At 65.9% G+C, this 16,116-nt stretch carries 17 protein-coding genes; 6 read left to right on the forward strand and 11 right to left on the reverse strand.

Going from position 1 to position 16,116, the window contains the following annotated elements; translation table 11 throughout:
* Position 1: 1 nt before the first annotated feature.
* From BM190_RS16370 to BM190_RS16380, 3 genes are all read right to left on the reverse strand, one after another.
* Complete coding sequence (locus tag BM190_RS16370; protein ID WP_092256570.1) at positions 2 to 979, reverse strand: tripartite tricarboxylate transporter substrate binding protein; 978 nt, start codon at positions 977 to 979, stop codon at positions 2 to 4.
* Positions 980 to 1,050: 71 nt separating this feature from the next.
* Positions 1,051 to 1,956 carry a VOC family protein gene (locus BM190_RS16375; RefSeq protein WP_092256573.1) on the reverse strand — a complete coding sequence of 302 codons (906 nt, stop codon included), beginning with the start codon at positions 1,954 to 1,956 and terminating at the stop codon, positions 1,051 to 1,053.
* Positions 1,957 to 1,972: 16 nt separating this feature from the next.
* Positions 1,973 to 2,965: a zinc-dependent alcohol dehydrogenase family protein gene (locus BM190_RS16380; protein ID WP_092256576.1), complete on the reverse strand. Its 993-nt coding sequence runs from the start codon at positions 2,963 to 2,965 to the stop codon at positions 1,973 to 1,975.
* A 113-nt stretch (positions 2,966 to 3,078) separates the two neighbouring features.
* Between BM190_RS16380 and BM190_RS16385 the strand changes: the two genes are divergently transcribed.
* The 3 genes from BM190_RS16385 (at position 3,079) to BM190_RS16395 (ending at position 5,325) form a co-directional block, all read left to right on the forward strand.
* Complete coding sequence (locus BM190_RS16385; RefSeq protein ID WP_092256579.1) at positions 3,079 to 3,780, forward strand: GntR family transcriptional regulator; 702 nt, start codon at positions 3,079 to 3,081, stop codon at positions 3,778 to 3,780.
* A 92-nt stretch (positions 3,781 to 3,872) separates the two neighbouring features.
* Positions 3,873 to 4,736 carry a fumarylacetoacetate hydrolase family protein gene (locus BM190_RS16390; RefSeq protein ID WP_092256582.1) on the forward strand — a complete coding sequence of 288 codons (864 nt, stop codon included), beginning with the start codon at positions 3,873 to 3,875 and terminating at the stop codon, positions 4,734 to 4,736.
* A 7-nt stretch (positions 4,737 to 4,743) separates the two neighbouring features.
* On the forward strand, positions 4,744 to 5,325 hold the full coding sequence (locus BM190_RS16395) for an amino acid synthesis family protein (protein WP_092256585.1): 582 nt from the start codon (positions 4,744 to 4,746) through the stop codon (positions 5,323 to 5,325).
* Positions 5,326 to 5,343: 18 nt separating this feature from the next.
* On the opposite strand, the gene BM190_RS16400 is transcribed toward BM190_RS16395, so the two are convergent.
* The 5 genes from BM190_RS16400 to BM190_RS16420 form a co-directional block, all read right to left on the reverse strand.
* Positions 5,344 to 7,236: a TRAP transporter large permease gene (locus tag BM190_RS16400; protein WP_092256588.1), complete on the reverse strand. Its 1,893-nt coding sequence runs from the start codon at positions 7,234 to 7,236 to the stop codon at positions 5,344 to 5,346.
* Positions 7,233 to 8,258: a TRAP transporter substrate-binding protein gene (locus BM190_RS16405; RefSeq protein ID WP_092256592.1), complete on the reverse strand. Its 1,026-nt coding sequence runs from the start codon at positions 8,256 to 8,258 to the stop codon at positions 7,233 to 7,235. Before BM190_RS16405 ends, BM190_RS16400 begins: the two co-directional genes overlap by 4 nt.
* 160 nt (positions 8,259 to 8,418) lie before the next feature.
* Positions 8,419 to 9,429, reverse strand: a complete 1,011-nt coding sequence (locus BM190_RS16410; RefSeq protein ID WP_092256595.1) for a transketolase family protein — start codon at positions 9,427 to 9,429, stop codon at positions 8,419 to 8,421.
* A complete protein-coding gene (locus BM190_RS16415) occupies positions 9,426 to 10,271 on the reverse strand; it encodes a transketolase (protein ID WP_092256598.1) in 846 nt (281 codons plus the stop codon). The genes BM190_RS16410 and BM190_RS16415 overlap by 4 nt, the downstream gene beginning before the upstream one ends.
* A gap of 20 nt (positions 10,272 to 10,291) precedes the next feature.
* Positions 10,292 to 11,053, reverse strand: coding sequence for an SDR family NAD(P)-dependent oxidoreductase (locus BM190_RS16420; RefSeq protein WP_018315774.1), 762 nt, complete (start codon positions 11,051 to 11,053; stop codon positions 10,292 to 10,294).
* Between the two features lie 133 nt (positions 11,054 to 11,186).
* Between BM190_RS16420 and BM190_RS16425 the strand changes: the two genes are divergently transcribed.
* Entirely contained in the window at positions 11,187 to 12,104 is a 918-nt protein-coding gene (locus tag BM190_RS16425; protein ID WP_049814764.1) for a LysR substrate-binding domain-containing protein, read from the forward strand.
* On the opposite strand, the gene BM190_RS16430 is transcribed toward BM190_RS16425, so the two are convergent.
* Complete coding sequence (locus BM190_RS16430; RefSeq protein ID WP_092256601.1) at positions 12,088 to 12,951, reverse strand: MBL fold metallo-hydrolase; 864 nt, start codon at positions 12,949 to 12,951, stop codon at positions 12,088 to 12,090. The two genes, BM190_RS16425 and BM190_RS16430, sit on opposite strands and share 17 nt — an antisense overlap.
* A 97-nt stretch (positions 12,952 to 13,048) precedes the next feature.
* On the opposite strand from BM190_RS16430, the gene BM190_RS16435 reads away from it, so the two are divergent.
* Entirely contained in the window at positions 13,049 to 13,918 is an 870-nt protein-coding gene (locus BM190_RS16435; protein ID WP_092256604.1) for a LysR family transcriptional regulator, read from the forward strand.
* On the opposite strand, the gene BM190_RS16440 is transcribed toward BM190_RS16435, so the two are convergent.
* Positions 13,902 to 14,663, reverse strand: a complete 762-nt coding sequence (locus tag BM190_RS16440) for a hypothetical protein (RefSeq protein WP_092256607.1) — start codon at positions 14,661 to 14,663, stop codon at positions 13,902 to 13,904. The two genes, BM190_RS16435 and BM190_RS16440, sit on opposite strands and share 17 nt — an antisense overlap.
* Before the next feature lie 15 nt (positions 14,664 to 14,678).
* A complete protein-coding gene (locus tag BM190_RS16445; RefSeq protein ID WP_018315770.1) occupies positions 14,679 to 14,867 on the reverse strand; it encodes a hypothetical protein in 189 nt (62 codons plus the stop codon).
* A 253-nt stretch (positions 14,868 to 15,120) separates the two neighbouring features.
* Here BM190_RS16445 and BM190_RS16450 point away from each other — a divergent pair, with 253 nt between their 5' ends.
* Positions 15,121 to 16,095 carry a DUF2336 domain-containing protein gene (locus tag BM190_RS16450; protein ID WP_092256611.1) on the forward strand — a complete coding sequence of 325 codons (975 nt, stop codon included), beginning with the start codon at positions 15,121 to 15,123 and terminating at the stop codon, positions 16,093 to 16,095.
* Positions 16,096 to 16,116: the final 21 nt, after the last annotated feature.

A 16,116-nucleotide genomic window follows, 5' to 3' on the forward strand; every position in this document is an offset into this window, starting at 1 on the left:
CTCAGATCTTCGGGATCTTCGCCCGCTCCACCACGCCGGTCCATTTGGCGATCTCGGTCCCGATCAGCTTCTTCATCTCCTCCGGCGAGCTGCCGCGGACCTCGCCGCCGACGGCCGTCTCCAGACGCTGCCTGAGCTCGGGATCCCCGAGCGCCTCCAGAGTCGCGGCATTGAGCGCGGCGATGATGGCAGGCGGCGTTCCCTTGGGCGCCAGCAGGCCGGCCCAGGTGCGCACGTCGTAGCCCTTGATGCCGGCTTCCTGCACGGTCGGAACATCAGGCAACAGCGCGGTGCGCGTCGGCGAAGTCACGGCCAAGCCACGGATCGCGCCGCTCTGGATCTGCGGGGCCAGCAGCACGGGCGTGCCGACGATGACGGGAACGTCGCCACCGAGCAGCGCGGTGACGGATTGGGAATCGCCGCGATACGGCACGTGCACGATCTCGATGCCGGCGGTTGCGTTGAGCAATTCGCCGGCAAGATGATGCGTGCTGCCGAAACCAACCGATCCGAAGCTCAGCGAACTCGGCTTTGCCTTGGCCATAGCAATGAGTTCACTCAGCGATTTTGCGGGGTAATCGTTGCGCACGGCGATGACGAGCGCGTAGTAGACCAGCGTCGAGATCATCTCGAAGCTTTCGGCCGGCTGGTAGGCGAGGCTCTTGTAGGTCGCCGCGGAAATCGCGTGCGCGCCGGTGACGAGGCCGAGCGTATAACCGTCGGGCGCCGCCTTTGCGATCGCGTCCGCCGCGATGTTGCCGCCGGCACCCGGCTTGGCCTCGACGATGATGGGCTGCCCGAGCTTCTTCGACAGCCCGTCGGCAATGATGCGCGAGAGCGTGTCGGCCGCGCCGCCGGCGGCAAAGCCATGCAGCAGGCGGATCGGGCGCGACGGATAATTGTCCGCCGATGCCGGGATGGTCGCGAGACAACCACCAAGCAGAAAAATGGCCGCAGCAAGCCGCTTCATCCGACGCATGGATGCATCCTCCCTTTGATTGTTATGTCGTTGGCCGCGCGTGCGGCGATCTTCCGTTAGAACTCAATCCGCTAGCGCGCGAACTCCGTGCATTCAGGCGATGGCGGCATGCCCCAGACGTCGCGCGGCAGCCCGACCCAGACCTTCGGCCGCTGCGGACGATCGCGATGCCAGGGACGCGGCTCGAAATAGCCGAGCTCCTCGTCCACCATCCGATCGAGGTCATGAAACAGCTCGACCAGATGACCATCGGGATTGCGGTGATAGATCGCCGTGTTGTGGCCCGGGCCGTGACGCACCGGCCCCCAGAGCACCGGGAGCTTGTGACGCGCGAGATGGTCGCAGGCCCGATGCATGTGCTCGGGACCCCGCAGCTCGAACGCGAAATGATGCAGACCGCGGTCAGGCGCGAGCGCGAAATTCAACGTGTGATGCTCGAAGCCGCTGCGCATGAACACGAAGCGATCCTCGATCCAGTCGGAGACCCGCAGCCCCATTACGTTCGCGTAGAACTCCGAAGCGGCTTTGGGATCGGGCGTACGGAGCGCGACGTGGCCGAGCTTGGCGACAGCGAGCCCGCCGATCCGATCCTGGGCGGGCGTCGGCGTCCAGCCCTGGATCAACTCGAAACGTGTGCCTTCGGGATCGCTAAACGACAGCAGCCGGGACACACCAGGCAAGGGATCGCTCCGAAGCTCGGGTCGCAAGTCCGCCTGCTTGAGCGCGGCGCCCAGCGCCTCGATCTGGACCTCCGGGGAGATCTCGAAGGCGATGCTGCTCAGCGCGGCATCGCCGGGCTCGATCACGAGCGAGAGCTGCTCGGAATCGCTGGCGAGGAAAATGCGGTTGCCATCGCGGGCCACGAGGCCAAGTCCAATCACGCCGCGATAATAGTCGAGCAGCCGCTCTGGATCGGGCGAGGTGAAGGTCGCGTGCCGCAGCCGGGTGAAACGTGCAATGGGTGCTTGTGTGCTCATCGTGCGGTTCACCCCCTCATGGAATCATGATGATCTTGCCGAGCGCGGAGCCCTGCTCGAGCAGCGTATGGGCCTTCCTGACCTCGTCGAGCTTCAGTACCGCCGAGATCGCCGGCTTGATCGCATTGCGGCTCAAGGCCTCGATCACGCTGCGCATCAGGGCACGGCGTCCGTCACGATCGTGGTCGTAGATGTGGAAGGAGAAGCAGCGTATCGCCGGACAGATGTCGAGGTGATCGCGCATCGCCGCCATCAGATTCTCTTCCGGCAATCCGGCGAAGGCGTTGTAGGACAATAGCGTGCCCCATTTGCCGAGCGCGCCGAGATAGGAGGTGAACTCGGGACCGCAGACGTGATCGAGCACGAGGCCGACGCCCTCGCCATCCGTCAGTTCGCGGGTGCGCGCCACGACATCCTCGCTTCGATAGAAGATGACATGATCGGCGCCGTTCGCCCTGGTGAATGCAGCCTTCTCTTCTGTCGAGACCGTGCCGATGACGGTCATCCCGGCAAGCTTGGCCAGCTGCACCAGCGCGGTGCCGACGCCGCCGGCCGCGCCAATCACCAGCGCGCTTGCGGGCGCGCGCGGATGGCGGCACTCGTGCAGCAGTGCGTAAGCGACCTGATAGTTCGACAGGCACACGGCCGCCTGCAGCTCGACATGATCGGGCAGCGCGTGCACGGCATCCGCGGGCGCGACCACGTAATCGGCGTAGCAGCCGCCGCGCTGGGACAAATCGCGGGCGCTGAGCAGCACCTTCTGGCCGAGGGCAAGTCCCTCGACGCCGGACCCGAGCGCAGAAATGCGCCCCGCAACATCGTTGCCGGGATTGGCCGGCAACGGCGGCATCCATTTGTAGACGCCGCGCCGGATCAGCACGTCGGGTTGACCGACCCCGAACGCCTCGGCCCGGATCTGCACCTGGCCGGCTCCGGGCACAGGCACCGGAAGCTCGACCACCTCGAGTGCATCCGGCCCACCCGGCTGACGCACCAGCACCGCCCTCATGACTTCACGTGCTCCCTAGACCATATTTTCGAAAATCATACCGTTTACGAAAATTATTGCAAGATGCTCGTTAGCGCGGCATGTTGAGGCATCGATTTCAGCGACAGATCCTCATGCCCGAGAGCGCCATCCGCCCCCGCAAGGAATTCGGCAAGACCATCGCCGCCGACATCACGCATCGGCTGCGCGAGGAGATCATTGCCTGCGCCCTTCCGCCCGGCGAGCCGCTGCGCTTCGACGTGCTGCGCGAGCGGTTCGGCGCAAGCTTCACCACGCTGCGCGAGGCGCTGACCGCGCTCGCCGCCGAAGGCCTGGTCGACGCCCAGGAGCAGCGCGGCTTTCGCGTCGCGCCGGTCAGCCGCCAGGATCTGGTGGAGGTCACCGATGCGCGGGTGCTGATCGAGGTGGAATTGATCCGCCGCTCGATCGAGCGGGGCGATGACGACTGGGAAATCGCGGTGATCTCCACCCTGCACCGCTTGAAGCGGATCGAGCAGCGCGATCCCGAGCATCCCCTGCGCGATCCCGAGTGGAAGATCGCGCATCGCCAGTTCCATCAGGCCCTCGTCTCCGCCTGCGGCTCGGCGACGCTGCTCGCCATTCGCGCCGAGCTGTTCGATCGTGCCGAACGCTACCGGCATCTCTCCGCCAATTTCAGGCCGCGCCCGCGCGATAAGGCCGGCGAGCACCAGGCCATCATGCAGGCCGCCATCTCGCGCAACGCGGATCTCGCCGTGCAGCTGATCGAAGCGCATATCCGCTCGACCTCCGACAACGTCGCCAAATACGCCGGCCATCTGCTCGACGCCGAATAGGCGACCTGCATTTTCACGTGGCGGGCTTGCGCACGGCCTCATTTTCGAAAATAATACACCCTATCGAAAATAGGAACCCTTGGGGCGAAACCATGAAGCTGCTGTCGTTCTTGGACGGAAATCGGGAAAGCTGGGGCGCCGTTGTCGAAAACCGCGTGGTGGATCTGGGCCGCGCCCTGCCTCAGTACCCGACGCTTGCGGATTTTCTCGGCAGCGATGACTACGCCAAGCGCGAAGCGATCGTCGCCGGGCACAAGCCGACGCTGGCGCTGAGCGACGTCAAATACCTGCCAGTGATTCCGCGGCCCGAGAAGATCGTCTGCGCCGTGCGCAACTATCTCGACCACCACAACGAAGCCGTGGCGTTCGGCATGAAGCGCGAGATCACGGAATTCCCGCCGATCTTCCTGCGGGTCTGGCGGTCCCAGGTTGCGCACAACGCGCCGGTGATCAGGCCGAAGGTCTCGAACAATTTCGACTGGGAGGGCGAGCTCGCCGTCGTCATCGGCAAGGGCGGCCGTCACATCAGCCAGGCCGATGCCTGGAATCACGTCGCGGGCTATTCGATCTACAATGACGTCAGCGTGCGCGACTGGCAGCGCCACGCCCAGCAGATCGCCTCCGGCAAGAACTTCGTCGGCACAGGCCCGTTCGGACCGTGGCTGGTCACGCCGGACGAGCTCGGCGATCCCACCAAGCTGAAGCTCGAGACGCGCGTCAACGGCGCGACCGTGCAGTCCTCCGACACCTCGATGCTGATCTTCTCGATCCCGCGGCTGATCGAATATTGCTCGACCATTTTCGATCTCGTCCCCGGCGACGTCATCGCGACCGGCACGCCGGCCGGCGTCGGCTTCACCCGCAAGCCGCCGATCTTCCTCAAGCCAGGTGATGTGGTCGAGGTCGAGATCGAGAACATCGGCGTGCTCAGCAATCCCGTCGTGGACGAGGCCTAGCTTCAGCATGTCGTCCTACGATATTCGCAAGACCGCGCTCGGCGTCGAGACCATCTGGCATGAGCGCGGGCCCCGGCTGGACAAGCCGCTGCTGGTCGGAACCGCCATTGCGGTGATCCGCAATCCCTTCGCCGGCCGCTATGAGCCGGACCTGATGCCGTTCCAGGCGTCCTTGCGTCAGCTCGGGCGCGAGCTTGCGAGCGCGCTGATCGCACAGCTCGGCGGCGCCGAGCGCATCGAAGCCTATGGCAAAGGCATCATCGTCGGCGAGGACGGCGAGCTCGAGCAAGGCGCCGTCTGGCATGAAGCCGGCGGCCATGGCATGCGCGAGGTACTGGGACAACCGAAGGCGATCGTGCCGGCGGCGAAGACCATCGGCGGTCCCGGCACCCGCCTGATGGTGCCGCTCGGCCACATCCATGCCGCCTATGTCCGCAGCCATTTCGGCACCGCGGAGATGACGCTGTGGGATGCGCCGCGGCGCGACGAGATCGCCTTCGGCCTCGTGATGGCGACCGGCGGCCGCCCCCACGCGCGCATCGGCGGCCTCAAGGCATCCGAGATCTCCGTGCATGACGGGCAGCGCTGAGCGCCGCCCGTCTCCGCGTCACAGGAAGCCGGTTGAGATCCACGGAATTGCCGCGACGATCAGCGTGCCGATCAGCAGGGCGACGATATAGCCGACGATCGGCCTGATACCCTCATCGGGACTGATGCGGCTGATGGCGCAGGCCGCGTAATAGCCGACGCCGAATGGCGGGGCGAACAGGCCGATGCCCATCGCGAGCACGACGACCATCGCGTAGTGCACTTCGTGCACGCCGACCTGGCGGGCGATCGGAAACAATAGCGGCCCGAACAGGACGATGGCGGGGATGCCTTCCAGCACGCTGCCCAGAATGACGAAGGCGAGGATGGTCACGCCGAGAAAGACAGGCGTTCCGCCCGGCAGAGCCGTCATGAACTTTGCAAGCGAGGCCGAGAAGCCCGATTGGGTCAGAGCCCACGCCATCCCTGTCGCAGCGCCGATGATCAGCAGGATCGCGCCTGACAGTGACGCCGTCTCCACCAACATTGGATAAAGCCGGCGCCAGGAGAACTGACGATAGATCAGAAGCCCGGTGAGAACCGAGTAGACGATGCCGATGGTCGAAACTTCGGTCGCGGTGGCGACGCCCTCGACCACCGCGGCGCGGATGACGAAGGGCAGCGCCATTGCCGGAATGGCAATGACGAAGGCGCGGCCGATCTCCCTCCCCGTCGCCCGCTTCACATGCGACAGGTCCTCGCCCCGGTATCGCCACCAGACCACGGCGCAGAGACCGACGGCGAGCACGATGCCGGGCAGCAGCCCCCCGGTGAACAGCGCCGCAATCGACACTCCCGTCACCGAGCCGATGGTGATCAGCACGAGCGACGGCGGAATGGTCTCGGTCTGGGCCCCGGTCGCCGCGAGCAGCGCGACGAGATCACCGGGCCTGGCGCCGCGCTTGGTCATCTCCGGAAACAGCACCGGCGCCACGGCGGCCATGTCGGCCGCCTTCGAGCCGGAGATGCCCGACACCAGGTACATCGCGCCGACCAGCACATAATGCAGGCCGCCGCGCACGTGGCCGAGCAGGCTGGCGAGAAAGCCGACCATGGCCCGCGCCATGCCGGTCATCTCGATCAGCAGGCCGAGGAACACGAAGAGCGGCACAGCCAGCAGGATCAGATGGCTCATGCCTTCGTCCATGCGCCCGATGATGACCACATCGGGCGTATTCGTCGTCAGCGCCAGATAGCCGACGGTAGCAAGACCGAAGGCAAAGGCGATCGGCACCGCCGCCAGCACCATGGCGCCGACGATGACCACGAAGAAGATCAGCAGGTTGAGATTGCCCAGCGGTTTCAACACCGGCGCGATGAGAACGAGCGCGGTGATGATGCCTGCGACGAGCACCGCGGCCGCGAGCAGGCTGCGCAGGCTCGAGATGCGGGCGAGCCGCAGGACCGCCGCGACCAGCATCAATCCGATGCCGACGGGTAACGCGGCAGCCCGCCAACTGTTGACGATTTCGAGCGCCGGCGTCGTGACGAACACCTCGTCGGCCGCGAACTCGTAGGCGGGATGGATCACCAACAACAGGAACGCCAGCGATGCCGCGGCGGCAACGACGTCCAGGAAGGCACGTGCGCCGGGACGGAGCATGCCAATGATGGCCGTCATCCGCATGTGCTCACCGCGCTGGAACGCGATCACCGATCCCAGCATGGCGAGCCACAGGAACAGGATGCCGGCGAGCTCATCGGCCCAGATGATCGGAGCGTGAAAGACATATCGCCCGACGATGCCGGCCGACAAAACGACGATCTCGGCGAGCACCAGGAGTGCCGCCGGGATCGCAACCACATGACCAAGCACCCTGTTGGCCGCGACGGCCCAGCGGTGCACACCGGATTGAGGCACTGCGACCGCGGCGCCCTGATCGATCCCAGGCATATGGTTGATCGCGGTCATGACAGCTTGCCCGCCGCTTTCTCGAGCTGAGCCCAGGCCTCATCGCCGAACTTGGCCTTCCAGTCGGCGTAAAAGCTGGTCTTCGCCAGGGCCTGGCGGAACGCGCCGCGGTCGACGTCGATGAACTGCATGCCCTTGGCGGTCAGATCGGCGCGCAAGGACTCGCTGAGCTTGGCAACGTCGGCACGCTCGTCCTTGGCGGAGCGATCCAGCTCGCGCGTGACGATCCCCTGCACATCCTTCGGCAGCTTTTCGAAAGCGCGCTTGTTGCCGAGGATCCAGTAATTGTCCCAGACATGCCCGGTCAGGGAGCAGGTCTTCTGCACCTCGTAGAGCCGGGCCGTTGCGATGATCGGCAGCGGATTTTCCTGACCGTCGACCACCTTGGTCTGGAGCGCGGAGTAGACCTCGTTGAAATTGATCGGCGCGGGGCCTGCCCCGAGCGCCTGGAACAACGACGTCAGATTGGGAGCGGCCGGCACGCGCAGCTTGAAATTCTTGAGATCGTCCGGCGTCCTGATCTCGCGGCCGGACGACGTGACGTGGCGGAAGCCGTTGTCCCAGGGGCTCGACACCGCCATGATCGGCGTCCGCGCGATCTGCGCGCGGATATAGGCGCCGAGCTCGCCATCCATCGCCTTCCAGACCGCGTCATAGTTCGTGAAGAGAAAGCCGAGGTTGACGATGCCTGCAGCCGGCACCAGCGTCGCAAGGATCAGCGAGGACAGGTTGAAGAACTCGACGCCGCCGTTGCGGACCTGCGTCAACAGGTCGGTATCCGACCCGAGTTGGTTGGCCGGAAACAGGTTGATCTCGAGCCGGCCGCTCGTCGCCTCGCGAATGCGGTCGGCCGCTTCCTTGGCGCGGATGTTGACGGGATGCGTCGGATCCTGCCCCGTCGCGAGCTTGTAGGTGAATTCCGCGGCCGAGGCCGGGCGGGTGAGAATGGCACATAGCGGCACCGCGGCGCCGGCCATGAGCAACTTGCGGCGGCTCAGGGTTATCGGCTTGCGCAAGGTCATCGTTTCCTCCTGTCGAGCGTGGATTGGTTGATCTAAAGGCGGCTCTTCACCGCCCGTGTTGCTGCTGGCCGGCTCTCGATGCGCCGGCATTGGACAGCAGCCGTCGTTCTTCGCAGCGGCGCTGCGAAGCATGTCGGTCGTGGATCGGGAGGGCGGGCTGCTAGCGCAGCCAATCCTTGATCTGCCGCTTCACTTCCGCAGTCGAGATGCCGTAGCGGTCGTGCAAGCTCGGCAGCGCGCCGGCGGCGAGAAACTCGTCGGGAAGTCCGATCTGGCGGAACGCGGGATGAACCCCCGAGCGCATCAGCAGCGTCGCCACGGCCTCGCCGAGCCCGCCGATCACGGTGTGGTTCTCGGCGACGACGACGAGGCGGCCGGGCTTGCCCGCTTCGCGCAGGATCGCTTCGGTGTCGAGCGGCTTGATGGTCGGAACGTGCAGGACCGCCGCACCAATGCGGTCATCCGACAAGGCCTGGGCCGCCTCCAGCGCGCGCATGGTCATGATGCCCGAGGAGATGACCAGGACGTCGCTGCCGTCACGAAGCAAGGCTGCCTTGCCGAGCTCGAACCGGTAATTGTACTCGTCGAGCACCAGCGGCACCTGGCCGCGCAGCAGGCGCATATAGACCGGCCCGCGATGCGCGGCGATCGCCGGCACGACCTGTTCGATCTCGTGCGCATCGCAGGGATCGATCACCGTCATGTTCGGCATCGCACGGAACAGGGCGAGATCCTCGGCCGCCTGGTGGCTGGGTCCATAACCCGAGGTCAGGCCGGGCAGCGCGCAGGCGATCTTCACGTTGCGGTCTTCTTCCGCAATGGTCTGGTGGATGAAGTCATAGGCCCGCCGCGAGGCGAACACCGCGTAGGTCGTTGCGAACGGCATGAAGCCTTCGGCGGCGAGCCCCGAGGCTGCGGCGAACAGCAGCTGCTCGGCCATGCCCATCTGGTAGTAACGATCGGGGAAGGCCTGCGCGAAGATATGCAGGTCGGTGTATTTGCCGAGATCGGCGGTCATCCCGACCACGTCCCCGCGGCTGCGGGCGAGCTCGACGAGCGCGTGGCCGAAGGGAGCGGGTTTGGTGCGCTGGCCCTCCGCCGCGATCGAGGCGATCATGGCCGAGGTGGTGAGGCGCGGCTTTGCCGAAGGGGTGGATCCTGCGGACTTCATGGCTGGTCTCCCGCGTTCAAGGCCGACAGCGCGAGCTGCCATTCATGCGGCTCGACGCGAATGAAATGGTTCTTCTCGCGCTGCTCCAGAAAGGGAACGCCCTTGCCCATCAAGGTGTCGGCGACGATGATGCGAGGCTTCGGCTCGGCATGCGCCGTCGCGGCATCGAAAGCCCCCACCACTGCATCGAGATCGTTGCCGTCGACGCGCTGCACGAACCAGCCGAAGGCCTCGAGCTTATCGACCAGCGGCTCGAAGCCGAGCATCTGCTTGGAGGGACCGTCGGCCTGCTGATTGTTCACGTCGACGATTGCGATGATGTTGTCGAGCTTGTGATGGGCCGCAGACATGATGGCTTCCCATTTCGAGCCCTCGTCGAGCTCGCCGTCCGAGAACAGGGTGAATATCCGCGCCGCCGAGTTCTTCCGCTTCAGCCCGAGCGCCATGCCGACGGCGATGCCGAGGCCAAGGCCGAGCGAGCCGCCGGACATCTCCATGCCCGGGGTATAGGAGGCCATGCCCGACATGGGCAGTCGGCTCTCGTCGAAGCCGTAGGTTTCGAGTTCAGCCTCGGGAATGATCCCGGCCTCGATCAGCGCCGCATAAAGTGCAATCGCATAGTGTCCGTTCGACAGCAGAAAACGGTCGCGGCCTTCCCAGACCGGATCTTCGGCGCGAAAGCGCATCGCGTGGAAATAGGCCACCGCCAGCACGTCGGCGATGTCGAGCGCCTGGGCGATATAACCCTGGCCCTGAACCTCGCCCATCAGCAAGGCGTTGCGGCGGATGTTGCGGGCCCGCTGTGCGAGCGTCGGCGCGTTTGTGAGCGTCGGTGTTGCCATGATCGTTCTCCCCTCCTCGGCTAGTGGATCAGCATGCCGCCGTTCACATCGATGACCGCGCCGGTGACATAGGCCGACAGGTCCGAGGCGAGGAAGGTGTAGATACCCGCGACGTCGGTGGCCTCGCCGAGGCGGCCGAGCGGTATGCCCTCGAGGATCTTCGTCCGCATCTCGTCGGTGAGCTTGCCTGCGGTGATATCGGTGCCGATCAGGCCCGGCGTCACGCAATTGACGCGGATACCGTCGGGCCCGAATTCGCGAGCCATTGCCTTGGCGAGTCCCAGCACGCCGGCCTTCGCCGCCGAGTAATGCGGTCCGCCGAAGATACCGCCGCCGCGCTGCGCGGAGACCGACGACATGCACGCGATCGACCCGCTCTTGCGCTTCTGCATATGCGGGATCACGGCCTGCGACAGGAACAGGATGCCCTTGAGGTTGACGTCCTGGATACGGTTCCAGTCTTCAGGCGTGATGTCGAGAAGCTTCACCGGCTGCGTCACGCCGGCATTGTTGATGAGGATGTCGATCTGACTGAACCGAGCGATGACCGCTTCAACGGCCTTGATGCAGGCCTGCTTGTCGGTGACGTCCAAGGCGAGGCCAAGATGCGGCTCGCCAGTGCCGGATTCGAGCCCGCGCGCGGCGGCTTCCGCGGCCGAACCGTCGATGTCGAGAATGGCGACCCGCGCGCCTTCGGCCGCAAAGCGGCGGGCCGTTGCAAGGCCGATGCCCCGCGGCGAGGCCGCTCCGGTGATGATGGCTGTCTTGCCGCGTAGCAGCATTGTGATCCTCCCTGAACGGCTGTTGCCGGCACCGACGGCGCCATTGTTCTTGACCCGTTGATTATGCCCCTGCGCCGTTTCCGACAAACGCGCTGTTGTCTTGCATAGGTGAATTTGGTTCACTCGTCGGATGCTGCTGTCCAGTATTCCGATATCGTCCATCCGCGCGTTCGAGGCGGCCGCACGCACCGGCTCGTTCCGGGATGCGGCGAACGAACTTCATTTGACGCCGAGCGCGGTGAGCCACGCCATCCGCAAGCTCGAAAGCGCGATGGGCACGATATTGTTCGAGCGGAGCGCCCGCGCCGTCCGTCTGACGCCGGCGGGCGAGAACCTGATGCGTCATGCCGGCGCCGCCTTCGACAATCTGCGGCGCGGGATCGAAGAGGTCGCGGGCCGCGGCCCGCAATTACTCAGGGTGCACTGCGCGCCGAGCTTTGCCGCGCAGTGGCTCGCCCCGCGCCTCGCCCGTTTCATGGCCGCAGAGCCCCAGCTCGAGGTCCGGCTCGCCGCCAGCACGGAATATGCCCGGTTCAGCAACGACGATTTCGACATCGACATCGTCTACGGGCAGCCGAGAGCCGAGGGTGTCGAGGTCATTCCGCTCGGCGAAGAGATCGTGACGCCGCTCTGCACGCCCGAGCTCGCGAAGAAGATCCGCAAGCCGAAGGACCTGCTCGATCAGGTGCTGATCCGCTCGGAAGTGAAGCAGGTGCAGTGGCACCAATGGTTCACCGCCAACGGACTCGAAGCGCCTGCCATTCACGGCATGCGCTTCGATCGCAGCTTTCTGGCGATCGCGATGGCGTCGAGCGGCCTCGGCGTGACGCTGGAGTCAACCCGGCTTGCCGAACGCGAGATCGCCACAAGGCGGTTGGTTGCCCCCCTCGCCGGACGCTCCGTCGACATCCGTTATATCGGCCATCACCTGGTGTTCCCGCGCGCGAGCCAGCAGCGGCGACCGATCCGCGTCTTCGCCGAGTGGATCACGCGGGAGGTGGCGGTCGCCGGGCCGGTCTCAGGCCGATCGAGAGTCAAGTCGACGGGCTGACTGCTCGGGCTTTGATCGCTCCGTGGATCCCGCACCGGCAGCGCTCGTAATCCGCGGGGTCGTGGCTGTTGACGATCGTCACGCGATCACCGTGATCGCGCTTCAGCGCGCGCAGCCGGGTCTGGTTAGCGATCCGCATTGCGCGGTCCATGTCGCCGCGGCGCTGGAAATAGCCGAGCATCAAGGGCATGCGCGGCGACGCGTCGAGCTGGGCATGGTGGAAGTAACTGTCGCCGGCATGCAGCAACCAGCCATCGCCTGATCGTACCGCGATGCCGCAATGGCCGAGCGTGTGGCCGGCAAGCGGGATCATCAGGATATCCGCCTCCTTGTCGCCGAGCGCGCGCACGCCCTTGAAGCCGAACCAGTCCTCGCCGGCTTCACCGTAGAATTGCCAGCGCGGACCGTGGCTCCACTGCCGCGTGACATAGCGGCCTTCCGGCGGCGCGGGCTTGCGCAGCACCGCCATGTCGTATTCGGCGCGGTGGACGTGGATCGCGGCATCGGGAAAGTCGGGCACGCCGCCGGCATGATCGCGATCGAGATGCGTCAGCAGCACGTGACGCACGTCGTTCGGTGAATAGCCGAGCGCCCTCACCTGCTCGGCTGCCGTCTCCGCGGGATCCAGCTTTGGCGCGGTCTGCCGCACCCAGCGCCGCCCCAGCCGCTCAGGCGATGCGATGTCATCGAGGCCGATCCCGGTGTCGACCAAAGCCAGCCCGTGATTCGTCTCCATCAGCAGGCAGTGGCAGACCAGGCGGGCGCGCTGGAACAAGCTGCCGCTACCGTTCACCAGGCGGCGGCCGATCGGGCACATCGTGCCGGTGTTGAGATGGTGGATCTTCATCGCGTATCCCTGCCTGTGTTCGTGAGCAGGACGCTCTTGTCATAGCTCGATCCATAGGTAAAATATCGAATATTGATATTATCTCTAGGCCAATCCTATGGATATCCGCGAGCTTCGCTACTTCGCCGCCGTCTACCGCGAGCGCAATCTGACCGCGGCGGCGCGGGCCTGCTTCGTGTCGCAGCCGTCGATCTCGACCGCGATCACCAATCTGGAGGCGGAGCTCGGCACCACGCTGTTCATTCGGCACAAGAAGGGCGTCGCGCCCACTGCCTCGGCCGAGCAGTTTCATACGCTGGCGCGCCGCATCATCGACGAGGCCGATGCCGCGCGCAGCCTGTTCAAAAAGCCTATCACGAAGACCACGGTGACGCTGGGCCTGATGCGCACGCTCGACGTGCCCCGGACCATCGCGCTCTTGAAGCCCCTGACGGCGCGTAGCGACATCGCGCTTCGCCTCGTCGGCAGCGACGAGCGCGCAGACGCGCGGATCATCGCCAAGACCATGGTGCGCGATGACGAGCATTTCGTCGCGCTGTGGAGCGAGCGCTATGTCGCGGCGTTACCGCCGTCGCACCCGCTGACGCTGAAGGACAAGCTCCGGGCCGCCGACCTTGCCGGCGTGCCACTGATCGATCGCTGCCATTGCGAGCAGAGCGCATTCTTCGGCCGCAATGCGCAGCGGCGCCAGACCGCGGCGATCGCGCAATCGGAGGATTGGGCCATCGCGCTGGTCGCCGCCGGCGTCGGCATCGCCATCGTCCCGGAAGGCGTGGCGAAGGGCAATCTTGATGTCGCGGTGCGCGAGATCGAGGTCAAGGTGAAGCGCGAGGTCGGCCTCGCCTACCGCGCCTCGGTGCCGCTGGCGGATGCGCTGAAGGAGTTTGTGGGGAAGCTGCAGAAGCAGCGGCGGCCGGATCGAACCAAGCGCCGCGGCGCGCGCAAAAAGCTCAGCCCTTCGAGATGACCGCACGTCCATAAGGCGGTTGTGCCTGGACCGGCGGGTTGGCGGTCTGGGCGGCGAGCTCGCCGATCAGGCGGTCGGCGTCGGCGGCCATGCCGTCGGGAGCGTGGATCACCAGGCGCTCTAATGCCCAGCGATAGGACGAGATCCGCTGCTCCAGGCATTGCTGCACCCACTGCACGATCAGCGAGTTCTCCTGCATGCGCGCGACCGCGTCGTCCCTCTCCCTCGGCGAGAGCGCGGAGACGCGCGCCATGCTGGCGTCGCGCTTCCGGTCGAGGTCGATGACGCGGATCGCGGACGCGAAGAACGGCTCGAAGCGGGTGATGTCGTTGCGCACGTCCTCGATCAGCTGCGCATAGCGCGAGGAATGCGAGCGGTGCGGCTCGTCGATCAGCGTGCGGCCGTACATGGTGCGGTCGAACACGATCTTCTGCCGCCAGGGCGAGGGCATCGCCTTGTAGTCGCCGAACACGCTCTTCCATGCGGGGCGTGACAGCGGCGGCTCGATCATGGGATAGGCGAGGTCGCGCAGCTGGCGCTCCTCGTCGGTGAGCTGGAATTGCGACGGCGTCAGGCCGACGCTGCCGGTGGCTTCGGCCCCTAACCAGCGATGCATGTCGTCGCTGCGCATGTCAGCGCGGGTGCGGCCGAAATCGCCGCCGCTACAGGCACCGAGCGTCGCAGCCAGCAGCGTGAGCAGGACGGCCGATAGAACAGACCGGATCTGGCGGATGGTGTCCGGCATTGCAAAAGCCTGAAATCAGCGACGGCGACGACGGCGCCCCGGCGCTGTGCCCTGCTCCGGCCCGTGATCGCCGCTGGTTTCGTCTGCCTCGCGCTCGATACGGATGACGGGAAGGATCAGGATCGTTCCCATGTCCGCGCGCGGAGCCACATCCCCCGACGAGCCCACCCGGCGACCGGCCGGAAATTCAATGATGGTCCCCATGTCAGCTCTCTTCAATTGCCGCGCGACCAGGCGCGCTCATGCAACATGCATTCATTAAGATCAGTTCATGGTTAACGGGGTGTAAACGTCGCGGTCGGACCGTAGCCGCACGGGCCGGCCGCGACGTCCCGCTGCGGCACGAGATCGCTTCAAATCGAGCGTTCGGCTTCACGCCTCGTTTTCCTTAACGAGCCTTTAAAGGAGCCTGCGATAGGCTGGCGAGCAGTATCTCTTCCAGGTCGCGTATCTCTCCATGACCAAGTCGCTGTTTCCCGGATTCGACGGGCTGATGTCCCTCTCCCGTCGCGAAGGCGTCGATGTTCGGCCGACGCTGCTGCGCGTGCTGACCGACCTCTATGTGCAGACGCGCATCCACAGCGACGACGAGCAGCGCCAGTTTACCGAGCTTGCAACGCGGCTGATCGACCAGGTCGACGATGCGACCCGCGCGGCCATCAAGGCCAAGCTCGCAATCTATCCGTCGACACCCGTCCCGGTCCTGCAGAAGCTCGGGCTGGTCGCCGCGCAGGAAGGCCGCAGGGTTCCGCTCGCCCGCGAGATCCCCACGCCCGCACCGGCCCCCTCGCCGGCCCGCACGCCGACCGACGCCGAGCTGCGCATGGCCGCCAACATGTCGATGCAGCCGACGGACGCCGCCGAGATCCACGACATGTTCTTCCGCGCCGGCGCCTCCGAGCGCGCGCTGATCCTGCACAATCTGGCGCAGACCCCGCTGAAGGCCGCGCCCCGCATTCCGACCGTGCGCGCCAAGCGCGCGATTCAGATCCTGGAGATGGCGGCGATCGCTGGCGACGTCGACAATTTCGCCCTCGAGCTCGGCGACAGCCTGATCCTGCCCTCGCGCGTCGCGGCCCAGATCGTCGACGATGCCGGCGGCGAGGCGCTCGCGGTCGCCGCGCGCGCGCTCGACATGCCGAGCCCGAACTTCCAGCGCATCCTGCTGTTCTTCAAGCCGGAGATCGGCACGTCCGTGAACGAGGTGTACCGGCTGTCGCGGCTCTACGACCGCCTCAGCGACCGCTCGGCGCTGGTGATGCTGGCAGCCTGGCGCGGCTCGACGCTGGCCGTCACCCGCGCAAAGTACCAGCCGTCACTGCACGATGGCGAACGCCAGCGCGCCCGCGCCGGCGCAAGCCAGACCCGGCCGGGCGTGCAGCCCGGCGCGATGCCGCGCCGCACCGGCACCGACGGGTCATCGGAGCGGTAGCGCAGACGGTTTAGCCCGTAG

This window comes from Bradyrhizobium sp. Rc3b (assembly GCF_900114915.1).
Classification (GTDB): domain Bacteria; phylum Pseudomonadota; class Alphaproteobacteria; order Rhizobiales; family Xanthobacteraceae; genus Bradyrhizobium.